We start from the raw sequence: 13,232 nt of genomic DNA, 5'->3' as shown, positions 1-13,232 counted from the left end.
GGACGCACCACAAGAAGGGGGACCGCCATGGGCTGGCACCGTGAGCTGCTGATCGGCTTCGACCTGGAGACGACCGGGACCGATCCGCGCGAGGCGCGCATCGTCACGGCCGCCGTCATCGAGGTGAAGGACGGCGAGCTCCTGGGGCACCGGCAGTGGCTGGCCGACCCGGGCGTCCCGATCCCTGCGGAGGCGGTCGCCGTCCACGGCATCAGCGACGAGCGCGCGGCCGCCGAGGGCCGCCCCGCCGACCAGGTCGCCGACGCCATCGCCGGCGCACTGGTGTCGTACTGGAAGGCGGGCGTCCCGGTCGTCGCCTACAACGCGGCGTTCGACCTGAGCCTGCTCTCCGCCGAGCTGCGCAGGCACGGCCTGCCGTCCCTGCGTGAGCGCCTCGGCGGCCTCGACCCGGCGCCGGTCGTCGACCCGTACACCATCGACCGCCGGGTCGACCGCTACCGACGCGGCAAGCGCAACCTCGAAGCGGTCTGCGGGGAGTACGGCGTGAAGCTCGCCTCCGCCCACGACGCCTTCGCCGACGCGCTCGCCGCCGCCCGCCTGGCCGGCGCGATAGCCGCCCGCCACCCCAAGATCGCCTCCCTCGGCCCGGCGGAGCTGCACCGCCGCCAGATCGAGTGGTACGCCGAGTGGGCGGCCGACTTCCAGACCTTCCTGCGCGGCAAGGGCGACCCGACGGCGGTCGTCGACGGCACCTGGCCGGTCCGGGAGCCGGAGACCCCGGTGACGGGACCGGCCGTGGTCGGCCGCTCGATCCCCGGCGAAGTCCAGATCCCGGCGGACCGGGCTTAGGGCCTTTCGTTCGGATCAGCCCGGCACCGGCTCGCCGTGCCGGGCCACGCGGAAGAGGGGAGCGGGGCGCCCCGGGGTCCCTGACGCCGGCGGGTCCGGCGACCCTCAGAACGGGTACCAGCGCACCGTCTCGTCCCCGTCCCGCAGGGACGCCACCCGCCGCCGGAACTCCTCCAGCGCCTTCGGGTTGCCCGGCGCGTGCTGCGCCACCCACGCGCAGCTCGCCGTCTCCCGCGCCCCACGCAGCACCGCGCACCCGTCCCACTCGCGCACGTCCCAGCCGTACGTCTCCACGAACGCCGTGTAGGCCGCCGCGGGCAGCCCGTACCGGTCGCGGGAGAGTGCCATGACCACCAGGTCGTGCTCGCGCAGATCGGCGGAGAAGGTCTCCAGGTCGACCAGGACCGGCCCGTCCGGGCCCACGTGCACATTGCGCGGCAGCGCGTCCCCGTGGATCGGTCCCGGCACCAGACGGGGCGTCAGACGCGCCGCGGCGTCGGCGAAGCCGTCCCGCCGCTCGCGCAGATACGCGGCGTCCGCCGGGTCGATCGCGTCGCCCGCCAGCCGCAGCCAGCGCTCCACACCGCCCAGCAGCTCACGCGGCGGCAGGGCGAACGGCGGCGCGGGCAGGGCGTGCACCACCCGCAGCAGCGCGGCCAGGTCCCGGGGCTCGGCGGGCCGTACCGCGTCGGCCAGCCGGTGCCACACCGTCACCGGGTGCCCCTCCACCAGCAGCGCCTCGGAGGCGGCGGCCCGGACGGCGGGGACCCCGGCCTCCGCCAGCCACACCGCGATCCGCAGTTCGCGTCGCGCCCGCTCCAGCAGCTCGGCGTCCCGGCCCACCTTGACGACCAGGTCGTCCGCGGCGAACACCGCGTTCTCCCCGAGGGACAGCAGCCGCGCGTCCCCGGCCGGGACGGGCAGGACCCCCGCCGCCGCCAGTACCTCGCGCGCCCGTGCCTCGTCCATCGCCCGCCTCCGTGGGGTCGTACGCCTTCGTGAACGGCAGGCGCATTCCCGCCATTTGCGCCCAGTCTCGCATTTCCACAGGTCGGCCGCGTGCGGGCGGTCTTGACGGGGTACGGCGCCTTCACGACCATGACGGGGCCGTCCGAGCCGTGCGAAGGGGCTGATGCCGTGACCTCGGTGACCGAGGCCGAGAGGCCGGCCGCCCGCGTGCCCCGCCTCGGCGGGGACCGGCGGGTCACGGACCGCGGCGCCTGGTTCCTGGTGCTGCCCGCGCTCATCCCCATCCTGATCCTCAGCGTCGGCCCGCTGCTGTACGGCATCCTGCTCTCCTTCACCGACGCCCAGTCCGGACGCACCGAGGCCACCCGGTGGATCGGCGCGCTCAACTTCCGGGACCTGCTGCACGACACGCTGTTCTGGGAGTCGTTCCGCATCGGCCTGGTCTGGGCGGTCGCCGTCACCGTGCCGCAGTTCCTGCTGGCCCTGGGCCTCGCCCTGCTGCTGAACCAGGACCTACGGCTGCGCTGGCTGGCCCGCGCCCTCGCGATCGTCCCGTGGGCCATGCCCGAGGTCGTCGTCGGCGTCATGTGGCGGCTGGTCTACGCCCCCGACGCCGGCATCCTCAACGAGACCCTGCGCGACCTCGGCCTCGGCGACGGCCGGGACTGGCTGAGCGGGCTCGGCACGGCCCTGCCCGCGGTGGTCGTGGTCGGCGTCTGGGCCGGGATGCCCACCACCACGGTCGCCCTGCTCGCCGGCCTGCAGAACACCCCGCGCGAACTGCACGAGGCGGCCGCCGTGGACGGCGCCGGCGCCTGGCGCCGCTTCCGCACGGTCACCTGGCCCGCGCTGAGACCGGTGGCCCTGTCCGTCACCGCGCTCAACCTGATCTGGAACTTCAACTCCTTCGCGCTGGTCTACGTCCTGACCAGCGGAGGGCCGGGCGGCCGCACCCGGCTGCCGATGCTGTTCGCCTACGAAGAGGCCTTCCGCTACGGGCAGTTCGGCTACGCGGCGGCGATGGGATGCGTGATGGTCGCGGCGGTCTCGGTCCTGCTCGCGGTCTTCCTCGCCGGCCGGCTCCGGGGCGGTGACACGGCATGAGGACCAGCCGGACCGGCCGCGCCGGCCAGTACGCCGCCCTGCTCGCCTATCTCGTCTTCCTGGCGTTCCCCTTCCTGTGGCTGGTCTCCACCGCCTTCAAACCCCCGCGGGAGCTGGGCAGTCTGCACCCCACCTGGGTCCCGAGGGACCCGACGCTCGCCAACTTCCGGCAGGCGTTCGACGAACAGCCCCTGCTGGACGCGGCCCTTAACTCCCTGGCCGCCGCGCTCGGCACCGCCGTGGTCGCCGTGCTCCTCGCGACCCCGACGGCGTACGTCATGGCCCGCCGACGGACCCGCCTCGCGCGGGCCGCGACCGGCTGGGTGGTCGTCAGCCAGGCGTTCCCGCTGGTCCTGGTGATCATCCCGCTGTTCCTGGTGCTGAAGAACCTGCGGCTGATCGACTCGATGGCGGGGCTGGTCATGGTGTACGTGGTGTGGGCGCTGCCGTTCGCGCTGTGGATGCTCGTGGGATACGTCCGCGCGGTGCCGCGCGAGCTGGAGGAGGCGGCGGCGGTCGACGGGGCCGGGCGGCTGCGGACCCTGGTCTCGGTGACCGCGCCGCTGCTCGCGCCCGGCCTGGTGGCGACGGCCCTGTTCGCGTTCGTCACCGCGTGGAACGAGTTCTTCTTCGCGCTGGTGCTGCTGAAGACGCCGGAGAAGCAGACCCTCCCGGTCGTCCTCACCCACTTCATCGGCGCGGAGGGCGTCGCGGACCTCGGGCCGCTGGCCGCCGCCGCGTTCCTCGCGACGCTGCCGTCCCTGGTGGTGTTCGCGCTCATCCAGCGGCGGATCACGGGCGGCATGCTCACCGGGGCGGTGAAGAGCTGATGCGCGCGCGACTGCTGTGGGTGCTCGTCCTGGTCCTGCTGGCCGCCGGATGCGGCGGGGACGGCGACCCGGACGGACCGGTCACCCTGCGCTTCCAGTCCCTGGCCTGGCAGGAGGAGTCCGTCCGGGTCAACAAGGAGCTGGTGGCCGAGTGGAACGCCACCCACTCCGATGTCAAGGTCGAGTATGTCCAGGGCAGTTGGGACAGCGTCCACGACCAGCTCCTGACCTCCTTCGAGGGCGGTGAGGCGCCGGACATCATCCACGACGCCTCCGACGATCTCGCCGACTTCGCCTACGGCGGCTACCTCGCCGATCTGACCGGCCTCCTGCCCGAACGGCTCACCGAGGACATCCCGCGGCACAGCTGGGAGACGACGACCTTCGGGGACGGCGTCTACGGCGTGCCCTTCCTCCAGGAGCCGCGGGTGCTCATCGCCAACGCCACCTGGCTCGACGAGGCGGGCGTGCGCATCCCCACCCCCGAACACCCCTGGACCTGGCGGGAGTTCCGCGAGATCACCGACCGGCTGAGCGGCGACGGCCGGTACGGGGTCGCCTGGCCGCTGAAGGAACCCGTCTCCGTCAGCCTCAACCTGTCGCTGTCGGCCGGCGGGCAGCTCTTCCACCGTGGCCCGGACGGCAAGGTGACCGTGCGCTTCGAGGCGGGTGACGCGGTGATGCCCCGCACCGTCCACGACCAGATCGCCACCGACCGCAGCGCCGCCCCGACCACCCTGGGCAGCGGCGGCTCCGACACCCTGCCGGGCTTCTTCGGCGGCCGGTACGCGATGGTGCCGCTGGGCTTCTCCTACCGGCAGCAGATCGTGCAGCAGGCGCCGGAGGGCTTCGACTGGCGGGTGCTGCCCGCCCCGGCCGGCGCCGACGGCCTCACCCAGGGCGTCAGCCCGCAGACCCTGTCCATCGCCCAGGACAGCCCCCATCAGCGGGAGGCCGCCCAGTTCATCGACTTTCTGCTGCGGCCGAAGAACATGGTGCGCCTCGCGCTCGGCGACTGGATGCTGCCCACCGGCACCGAGGCCCTGAAGGACTCGGCCCTGCACACCGACGAGCACGACTGGGCCACCGGCACCGCCCTCGCCGGCCGGCTCCGCCCGGCACCCGCGCAATCCGTGCGCGGGTACCCCGAGTTCAAGGACAAGGTCGCCACCCCGGCCTTCCAGGAGTACTACAGCGGCGCCATCGGTCTGTCCGAGCTGCGGACCCGCCTGGAACGGGACGGCAACCTGGTGCTCGCCCGCTACCAGCGCTGACGACATCCGGTGGGGCCCGCCGCACGATCCGCCTGACCGTGCCGACCTGGCCGCGCCACGCGTGGAGGCGGGCCCGACGGGTCGGGCGCCGCGGCTTGCGGCCCGTACCCCGGGTGGACACCCGGGATCGTCCGCGTCGAGCGGCGCCGCACCCCGCTCCTCGCGCCCGGCTTCGCCGGGGCCGGCGGGTCGCCGCGCGCCTCGCCGCGGCGGGCCCGGCCGAGGCGGCGCGTGGACGCGGCGTGCCGCGCGGCGGGGCTCGACCGGGACGTTCTCGCGGGGGAGGTGCCGCCGTGGACATCGCCGCGGCCGCACGAGACGACGGCGCCGGGAAAAGGAGGTTGCACGAGACGTATCGTCTCGCCTAGGGTCGGGTCCATGACCAGTCCCGCGCACATCGCCATGTTCTCCATCGCCGCGCACGGCCACGTGAACCCCAGCCTCGAGGTGATCCGCGAACTCGTGGCGCGCGGGCACCGCGTCACCTACGCCATCCCGCCGGTCTTCGCCGGGAAGGTCGCCGCGACCGGTGCCGAGCCGAAGCTCTGGAACTCCACGTTGCCCGGCCCCGACGCCGACCCGGAGGCGTGGGGGAGCACCCTGCTGGACAACGTCGAACCGTTCCTGGCCGACGCGATCCAGGCCCTCCCGCAGCTGGCCGAGGCGTACGAGGGCGACGAGCCCGAACTCGTCCTGCACGACATCACCTCGTACCCGGCCCGCGTCCTCGCCCACCGCTGGGGCGTGCCCGCCGTCTCGCTGTCCCCGAACCTCGTCGCCTGGGAGGGCTACGAGGAGGAGATCGCCGAGCCGATGTGGGCCGAGCCGAAGAAGACGGAGCGCGGGCAGGCCTACTACCAGCGCTTCGAGAACTGGCTGACGGAGAACGGCGTCGGTCTGCACCCCGACCCGTTCGTCGGCCGCCCCGAACGCTCGATCGTCCTCATCCCGCGTGCCCTCCAGCCCAACGCCGACCGGGTCGACGAGCGGGTGTACTCCTTCGTCGGCGCCTGCCAGGGCGACCGCACCGCCGAGGGTGACTGGCGGCGGCCGGCCGGCGCCGAGAAGGTCGCGCTCGTCTCCCTCGGCTCGGCGTTCACCAAGCAGCCGGCGTTCTACCGGGAGTGCGTGAGGGCCTTCGCCGGACTGCCCGACTGGCACCTGGTGCTCCAGATCGGCCGGCACGTCGACCCCGCCGAGCTCGGGGAGATCCCCGCGAACGTCGAAGTGCACGACTGGGTGCCGCAGTTGACGATCCTGCGGCAGGCCGACCTGTTCGTCACCCACGCCGGCGCGGGCGGCAGCCAGGAGGGCCTGGCCACGGCCACCCCGATGATCGCCGTACCGCAGGCCGTGGACCAGTTCGGCAACGCCGACATGCTCCAGGCGCTCGGTGTCGCCCGGCACCTCCCGACCGAGGAGGCCACCGCGGAGGCCCTGCGCGAGGCCGCCCTCGCGCTCACGGGCGACCCCGAGGTCGCCCGCCGCCTGAAGGAGATCCAGGCCGAGATGTCCCAGGAGGGCGGCACCCGACGCGCCGCCGACCTGATCGAGGCCGAGCTGGACGCCGCCCGCGCGGCTCGCGCCGGAGCCTGACGCGGCGGGGCCCGCCGGCTCCTGGCGAGTCGGCGGGCCCCCGGTGTCCGGCGGGCGGGGTCAGACGGGCACCCGCTCGCCCCGGTCGTCGTGCGACGCGTCCCGTGTCACGGCCTCCGGCGCCTCGTCGTGGGTCAGGTCCGGCAGCCGGTGCAGCCACTTCGGCAGGTACCAGTTGCGCTCGCCCAGCAGCGCCATCACCGCCGGGAGCAGCACGCCCCGGATGATCGTGGCGTCGATCAGGACCGCCGCCGCGAGGCCCACGCCCATCTGCTTCATGGACTGCATCGACAGGGTGCCGAAGATCGCGAAGACGGCGACCATGATGACCGCGGCGCTGGTGACGACGCCGGCCGTGGTGACCACGCCGTGCTCGATCGCGTCCTTCGTCGACCGGCCGCGCAGCCGCGCCTCACGGATCCGCGAGACCACGAAAACGTGGTAGTCCATCGACAGGCCGAACAGGATCACGAACAGGAACAGCGGCAGCCAGGTGATGATGGCGCCCACGCCCTCCGCGCCCACCAGCGAGGCGCCCCAGCCGTGCTGGAAGACGGCGACGAGGATGCCGTACGCCGCGCCCACCGACAGCAGGTTGAGCACGATCGAGGTGGCTGCGATCGTCAGGGACCGGAAGGACAGCAGCATCAGGCCGAAGGCGAAGACCACGACGAACGCGAAGACCGGGACGACCGCTCCGGCCAGCTGGTCGTTGAAGTCCTTCGACCCCGCCACCTGACCCGTGATCGGCGCCTCGAGACCGTCGACCTTGCCGAGCGTGGCCGGGCGGACCTCGTCGCGCAGCTTGTCCAGACTCGCGCCCGCCTTGTCCAGGTCGGAGCCGCCGACCAGCGGGACGTACACGAAGGCGACGTTCCGCGCGTCGTGGAGCCGGATGTCGACCGGGCCGCGCGAGGCGCCCGAACTGACCGCCCGCTCACGGAAGGCGGCGAGGGCGGACTTCACCTCGGGAGCGTTGATGTCGTCCGCCTTGACGACGACCTCGGCCGGCTCGGAACCGCCCGGGAAGGCCTCGTTGACCCGGTTGTACGTCTGCACGATGGGCAGCGAGTCGCCGAACTCCTGGTCCAGCGTGAGGTTCTGGGTCTTCATGCCGACCGCGGGCGCGGCGACGGCGAGCAGCGCGCCGGCGGCCACGACGACCGAGACGAGCGGACGGGCCAGCACCGCCTTGAGCACGGCCGACCAGAAGCGGCTCTCCCGGTTCACCCGGCCCCGGTCGCGGCGCAGCCGGCTCTGCGGGTGCAGGAACGGGATCCTGCCCTTCTCGACGCGCTCGCCCAGCAGCGACAGCAGCGCCGGCAGCACGGTCACCGAGCCGACCATGGCGACCGCCACGACCATCAGCGAGGCCAGGCCCATCGCCTCGAACTCGGCGAGCCCGGTGAACAGCATGCCCGCCATCGCCACGCACACCGTGACGCCCGAGACGATGATGGCGCGGCCGCTGGTGGCGGCGGCGACCCGCAGGGCCGTCTGCGGGTCCCGGCCGGCCTCCCGCTCCTCGCGCTCCCGGCGCAGGTAGAACAGGCAGTAGTCGACGCCGACGGCCAGACCGACCAGCAGCATCACGGAGTTGGCGGTGTCGGACATCGGCATGACGTGGCTGACGAGGCCCATGAGACCCATCGTCGCCATGATCGCGGTGATGGCCAGCAGCACCGGCAGCAGGGCCGCCACGAGCGCGCCGAAGGCGATGAGCAGAATGCCGAGGGCCACCGGAACCGCGGAGTACTCGGCCTTCTGGAAGTCGTCCCCGAACGCGTCGTCGAACGTCTTCATCATGCTGGCGCCGCCGATCTCCTCGATCCGCAGCGAGTCGTGGTCCTTCTGGACCTCCTCGACGGCCTTCAGCACGGGCTCGACGCGCTCGCCGGCGGTGTCGGAGTCCCCGCGCATGTCGAACTGCACCAGGGCGCTGCGACCGTCCTCGGAGATGGTCTTCGTGTCGTACGGGGACGTCACGTCCCGGACCTCGCCGGTGCGTTCCACCGCCTTCACGACCGCGTCGACCGCGCCGCGGAACGCCGGGTCGGTGGCCTTCAGCGAGCCGTCCTTCGCCTGGATCAGGACGGTCTCACCGGCCGGCTCCTCGATGCCGGCGTCCTCGACGATCCGGGCGGCGGTGTGCGTCTCCCCCTTGAGCTGGTCGCTGTCCGTCACGTCGACCCGGCCCGCCGCGGAACCGAGGCCCATCGCCAGGACGACGAACAGCACCCAGATCCCGACGGCGGTCCATCGATGGCGGGCGCTCCAGCCGCCGGCGCGAGCGGCGAGCCCTCGCACTCGCGTCTTCGTGTTCCCCATGAGGGCCTGCCCCCTGTGGTCGCGGCGACGGCCCCCTGCCGTCACCTTTCGTCTCTCGACGGTATGAGCCGGGCGGGACGGTCTCGTCGTGCTGCCCGGTGAGGTGCGGCGGGCGGAACTCATCCCCGCGTACGCCGGGCCCTCCGCTCAGGGGAGGACGGCGGCCCCTTACATCTATCCCGGGCGGTCGGGGACACCGATCAGGGATGAGGTTCCGGGACGAGTGGGGACGAGGGGGACGCCCGAGCTTGTGCTTCGTGCTGACCGGTAAGTAACTTACGGTTGCGGCCTTCGTGCCCACCCCCACGGGGCACGACGGCCGCTCACACGCCCGCGCACCGCCATAAGGTGGCCGGATGACGACGACGTACGCGGCGCTGCTGCGCGGAATCAACGTGGGCGGCAGCCGGAAGGTCCCCATGGCCGAGCTGCGCACCCTGCTGACCGGCCTCGGACTCGACGGCGTCCGCACCCATCTCCAGAGCGGGCAGGCCGTGTTCGGCGCCGCCCACGGCGACGAGGACTCCCTCGCCGCGGACGTCACCCAGGCGATCGAGAAGCGCTTCGGCTTCCCGGTGGACGTGATCGTCCGCGACCACGCCTACCTGAAGGCCGTCGCCGACGCCTGCCCGTTCCCGGCGGACACGCTGGAGGGCAGACAGCTCCACGTCACCTACTTCTCCGCGCCCGTGGACGCCGCGCGCTTCGCCGAGATCGACCCGGCCGCGTACCTGCCGGAGGAGTTCCGGCTCGGCGACCGCGCGCTGTACCTGTACGTCCCGGACGGCCTCGGCCGCTCCAAGCTCGCCGAGGCCCTGGCGCGCCCCCGGCTCACCAAGGGGCTGGTCGCCACCAGCCGGAACTGGAACACCGTCGTGAAACTCGTGGAGATGACCGGTGCCTGAGCCCGACCCCGCCGTCCAGGCGGCCATCGAGGGCGAGTTGCGACTGCTGGACCCCCAGGTCCGCCGCTCCCCGGAGCTCCTCGGGACGCTGCTGCACCCCGAGTTCCACGAGGTCGGCTCCTCCGGCCGGCGCTGGGACCGGGCATCGACGATGGCCCGCGTGCCCCTGGACGCCGACCCGCACCGGTACGTCGTGAGCTCGCCCATCCACGGCGTCCGGCTCGCCCCCGACGTCGTCCACCTCGTCTTCGACACCGAGCGCGACGGGGTCCGCGCCCACCGCAGCTCCCTGTGGCGGCGGACGGACACCGGCTGGCAGATGTACTTCCACCAAGGGACGCCGTACGGCGAGGAAGGGGCATGAGAGTGCGCTACGTCATCATCGGGGCCGGAGCCGTCGGAGGCGTCGTCGGCGGGCGGCTCGCGGAGGCGGGACACGAGGTCGTCCTCGTGGCGCGCGGGGCCCACCACGACGCCCTGCGCGACCACGGTCTGCGGCTCAGGGTCCCCGAGGACGAACTGACCCTGCCCGTACCCGTGGTCGACGGCCCGGACGCCCTCGGTGAACTCCTCCCCGACGACGTCCTCGTCCTCGCCGTGAAGACCCAGGACACCGAGGCGGCGCTGCGCGCCTGGGCCCCGATACCGGTCGCCGGCGGCGGTACGGCCGCCGAGCGGCTGCCCCTCGTCTGCGCGCAGAACGGCGTCGAGAGCCAGCGCCTGGCCCTGCGCCTGTTCCGGCGCGTGTACGGCGTCTGCGTCTGGCTCCCCTGCACCTACGTCGAACCCGGCGTGGTCTCCGCAGCCGGCAGCCCCCTCACCGGCATCCTGCACCTCGGCCGCCATCCGCACGGCACCGACGAGACCGCCCGCCTCATCGCCGCCGACCTGGAGAAGTCCCACTTCGAGGCGCCGGTCGTGCCCGACGTGGCGCGCTGGCAGTACGCCAAGCTGCTGGCCAACCTCGTCAACGCGGTCGAGGCGCTGACCGGGCCCGTCGCCGGGGAGGAGGCGCGGGCCCTGCTGCGGCGCGTGCAGGAGGAGGGCGCGGCCGTCCTGCGGGCCGCCGGGATCGCGTACACCACCCCCGAGGAACAGCGGGCCGCCCGCGGCGACAAGGTCACCCTCGTCCCCCTCGACGGCGTCCCGCGCGTCGGCGGCTCCTCCTGGCAGTCCCTGGCCCGGGGCACCGGCACGATCGAGTCCGACTACCTCAACGGCGAGATCGTCCTCCTGGGCCGTCTGCACGGCGTGCCGACGCCGCTGAACGAACTCCTCCAGCACCTCGCCGGCACCTTCGCGCGCGAGCGCAGGGAGCCGGGTTCGATGCCGGTGGCGGAACTGGTGCGGCGCGCGGACGAGGCGGTGGCCCGCACGGACCTCTGACCCGGCCTCAGGCGCCCAGCGCCGTCAGCACCGGCCTGCGGGCCGCGTCGTACCGGTGCAGCAGCAGCCGCGCCACCTCGGGCGCCGCCCCCAGCACGTCCGCCAGGACGTCCGCGCCGGCCGCGCCCCGCGCGATCCGGTCCGGCAGCCGGCCCGGCGCCAGCACGTACGGCGCCACGGCCACCCGCGCACAGCCGAGGGCCCGCAGTTCACGGACGGCGTCCTCGGTGCGCGGGACCCCTCCGGGGAAAACGGCGGAGGCGAACGCAGGCCGCACGGCGCACCAACCGGTGTGCCGCCACTCCCGCGCGATGTCTGCGATCACTGCGATCGCCTCCGGGTCGGTGGACCCCGCCGAGGCCAGCACGACCCCGGTCGAGGACTTGTCGGCGGGCGTGAGACCCGCCTCGTACAGCCGCCGTTCCAGGGCCGCGAGGAGCAGCGGCGACGGGCCGAGCACCTCCGCCTGCCGGATCCGCAGCCTCGCCGGCGCCTCCCGCAGCACCGCCGGGATGTCGGCCTTCGCGTGGAAGGCACGCGTCAGCAGCAGCGGCAGCGCCACGACGTCCCGGACGCCCTCGGCGGCCAGCGACTCCAGCACACCCGGCACGGACGGCACGTTGAAGTCCAGGAAGCCGGTCTCCACACGCAGGTCCGGGCGCAGCGCGCGCACCCGCCGGACGAGGGCGTGCACGGTCGCGGCATGCCGCGGGTCACGGCTGCCGTGGGCGATGACGAGGAGGACCGGCTGGGTGGTCACGGGAGTTCAGCTCCTTGCCAGCAGACCGCGGCCGCGCAGCACCCGGCGCTCCAGCGGGCTGAAGATCAGCAGGTCGATGGCGATGCCGACGACCAGGATGAGCAGGATGGCGAAGAAGACCATGGACATGGAGCTGGTGTTGCGGCCGTTCTCCAGGAGCTGGCCGAGGCCCACGCCCAGGTCGGGGGAGGACGCGATGATCTCCGCGGCCATCAGGGACCGCCAGGAGAACGCCCAGCCCTGCTTCAGACCGGCCAGGTAGCCGGGCAGCGCGGCCGGCATCACGACGTGCCAGGTGCCCTTCAGGCCGGTCGCGCCCAGGGTGCGGCCGGCCCGCAGGAACAGCGGTGGCACCTGGTCGACGCCCGAGACCAGCCCGTTGGCGATCGACGGAACCGCGCCCAGCAGGATGACCGCGAACATCATCCGGTCGTTCAGGCCCAGCCAGATCACGGCCGGCGGGACCCAGGCCACGGACGGCAGCGACTGCAGTCCGGACAGGATCGGGCCGATCGCCGCGCGCACGAACCGCACCCGCGCCACCAGCAGTCCGAGCGGGGTGCCGATCGCGAGTGCCAGCAGGAAGCCGAGCAGGCCGCGCGAGACCGACGTCCAGATGTACTGGTGGAGGGTGCCCTCCAGCCACGACGCGCGCAGCTCGTCCCAGACGGCGGACGGCGGCGGCAGCTTGGTCGGGTCGTCGGCGATCCCGGAGGACACCAGGAACTGCCAGAGCGCCAGCACCAGCAGGACGGCGACGACCGGCGGCAGGACCTTCTGCGTCAGCGTCCTGCGGAACGGCGTACGGCCGCTGTCCACCGTCTCCAGGGCGTCCAGGCCCGCCTCGAGTCCGGCGAGATCGGTGCCGTCCTTGGCGGCGGTCGTCTCAGTGCTGGCCATGGCGGCGGATCTCCCCACGCAGTTCTTCGGTGATCTCCCGGGACAGCTCGGCGACCTCGGCGTCCTCGATGCGGCGGGGCTGCGGGATGCCGACCGTCCACTCCCGGGCGATACGGCCGGGGCGCGAGGACAGCAGCACGACCCGCTGGGCGAGCTTCACCGCCTCGCGGACGTTGTGCGTCACGAACAGGACGGACACGCCGGTCTCCCGCCAGATGCGGGTGAGTTCGTCGTGCAGGACGTCCCGGGTGATGGCGTCCAGCGCGGCGAACGGCTCGTCCATCAGGAGCAGGCGGCTGTCCTGGGCGAGGGCCCGTGCCAGGGCGACGCGCTGGCGCATGCCGCCGGACAGCTCGTGCACGCGCTTGCC

General features: G+C 73.4%; 12 protein-coding genes and 1 pseudogene. 8 read left to right on the top strand and 5 right to left on the bottom strand.

Features of this window, described 5'->3' with window-relative positions; genetic code table 11:
- Nucleotides 1-27 precede the first annotated feature (27 nt).
- Entirely contained in the window at nt 28-810 is a 783-nt protein-coding gene (locus ABZ899_RS29455) for a 3'-5' exonuclease (RefSeq protein WP_361351661.1), read from the top strand.
- 105 nt (nt 811-915) lie between these two features.
- Here the strand turns inward: ABZ899_RS29455 and ABZ899_RS29450 are convergent, their stop codons facing one another.
- Entirely contained in the window at nt 916-1,779 is an 864-nt protein-coding gene (locus ABZ899_RS29450) for an aminoglycoside phosphotransferase family protein (protein ID WP_361351658.1), read from the bottom strand.
- A 168-nt stretch (nt 1,780-1,947) separates the two neighbouring features.
- Here ABZ899_RS29450 and ABZ899_RS29445 point away from each other — a divergent pair, with 168 nt between their 5' ends.
- The 4 genes and pseudogenes from ABZ899_RS29445 to mgt all read left to right on the top strand — a co-directional run bounded on the left by ABZ899_RS29445 (nt 1,948) and on the right by mgt (nt 6,583).
- The gene (locus ABZ899_RS29445) at nt 1,948-2,883 is read left to right on the top strand and encodes a sugar ABC transporter permease (RefSeq protein WP_361351656.1); all 936 of its coding nucleotides are present in this window, start codon (nt 1,948-1,950) and stop codon (nt 2,881-2,883) included.
- Nucleotides 2,880-3,713, top strand: a complete 834-nt coding sequence (locus tag ABZ899_RS29440; RefSeq protein ID WP_361351653.1) for a carbohydrate ABC transporter permease — start codon at nt 2,880-2,882, stop codon at nt 3,711-3,713. The genes ABZ899_RS29445 and ABZ899_RS29440 overlap by 4 nt, the downstream gene beginning before the upstream one ends.
- A complete protein-coding gene (locus tag ABZ899_RS29435; RefSeq protein ID WP_361351650.1) occupies nt 3,713-4,987 on the top strand; it encodes a sugar ABC transporter substrate-binding protein in 1,275 nt (424 codons plus the stop codon). The genes ABZ899_RS29440 and ABZ899_RS29435 overlap by 1 nt, the downstream gene beginning before the upstream one ends.
- A gap of 299 nt (nt 4,988-5,286) precedes the next feature.
- Nucleotides 5,287-6,583: pseudogene (gene mgt, locus ABZ899_RS29430) on the top strand (macrolide-inactivating glycosyltransferase).
- A 60-nt stretch (nt 6,584-6,643) separates the two neighbouring features.
- On the opposite strand, the gene ABZ899_RS29425 reads toward mgt, so the two are convergent.
- The gene (locus ABZ899_RS29425; RefSeq protein ID WP_361351647.1) at nt 6,644-8,911 is read right to left on the bottom strand and encodes an MMPL family transporter; all 2,268 of its coding nucleotides are present in this window, start codon (nt 8,909-8,911) and stop codon (nt 6,644-6,646) included.
- A 356-nt stretch (nt 8,912-9,267) separates the two neighbouring features.
- On the opposite strand from ABZ899_RS29425, the gene ABZ899_RS29420 reads away from it, so the two are divergent.
- The 3 genes from ABZ899_RS29420 to ABZ899_RS29410 are packed head-to-tail and all read left to right on the top strand — an operon-like array spanning nt 9,268 to nt 11,202.
- Nucleotides 9,268-9,816: a DUF1697 domain-containing protein gene (locus tag ABZ899_RS29420; RefSeq protein ID WP_361351644.1), complete on the top strand. Its 549-nt coding sequence runs from the start codon at nt 9,268-9,270 to the stop codon at nt 9,814-9,816.
- Nucleotides 9,809-10,180, top strand: coding sequence for a nuclear transport factor 2 family protein (locus tag ABZ899_RS29415; protein WP_361351641.1), 372 nt, complete (start codon nt 9,809-9,811; stop codon nt 10,178-10,180). Before ABZ899_RS29420 ends, ABZ899_RS29415 begins: the two co-directional genes overlap by 8 nt.
- Nucleotides 10,181-10,182: 2 nt before the next feature.
- On the top strand, nt 10,183-11,202 hold the full coding sequence (locus ABZ899_RS29410; RefSeq protein ID WP_361351858.1) for a 2-dehydropantoate 2-reductase: 1,020 nt from the start codon (nt 10,183-10,185) through the stop codon (nt 11,200-11,202).
- 7 nt (nt 11,203-11,209) lie between these two features.
- Here the strand turns inward: ABZ899_RS29410 and ABZ899_RS29405 are convergent, their stop codons facing one another.
- From ABZ899_RS29405 to ABZ899_RS29395, 3 genes are all read right to left on the bottom strand, one after another.
- A complete protein-coding gene (locus ABZ899_RS29405; RefSeq protein WP_361351638.1) occupies nt 11,210-11,962 on the bottom strand; it encodes a sirohydrochlorin chelatase in 753 nt (250 codons plus the stop codon).
- A gap of 6 nt (nt 11,963-11,968) precedes the next feature.
- Complete coding sequence (locus tag ABZ899_RS29400; protein WP_361351635.1) at nt 11,969-12,862, bottom strand: ABC transporter permease; 894 nt, start codon at nt 12,860-12,862, stop codon at nt 11,969-11,971.
- A partial coding sequence (locus ABZ899_RS29395; protein WP_361351632.1) for an ATP-binding cassette domain-containing protein occupies nt 12,849-13,232 on the bottom strand: 384 nt, incomplete at its 5' end. The genes ABZ899_RS29395 and ABZ899_RS29400, both read right to left, overlap by 14 nt.

This window comes from Streptomyces sp. NPDC046859 (assembly GCF_040645135.1).
In the GTDB taxonomy this organism is placed as follows: Bacteria; Actinomycetota; Actinomycetes; order Streptomycetales; family Streptomycetaceae; genus Streptomyces.
Note: the sequence above shows the minus strand (reverse complement) of the source record. Positions and strands in the feature narration are given on the sequence as shown.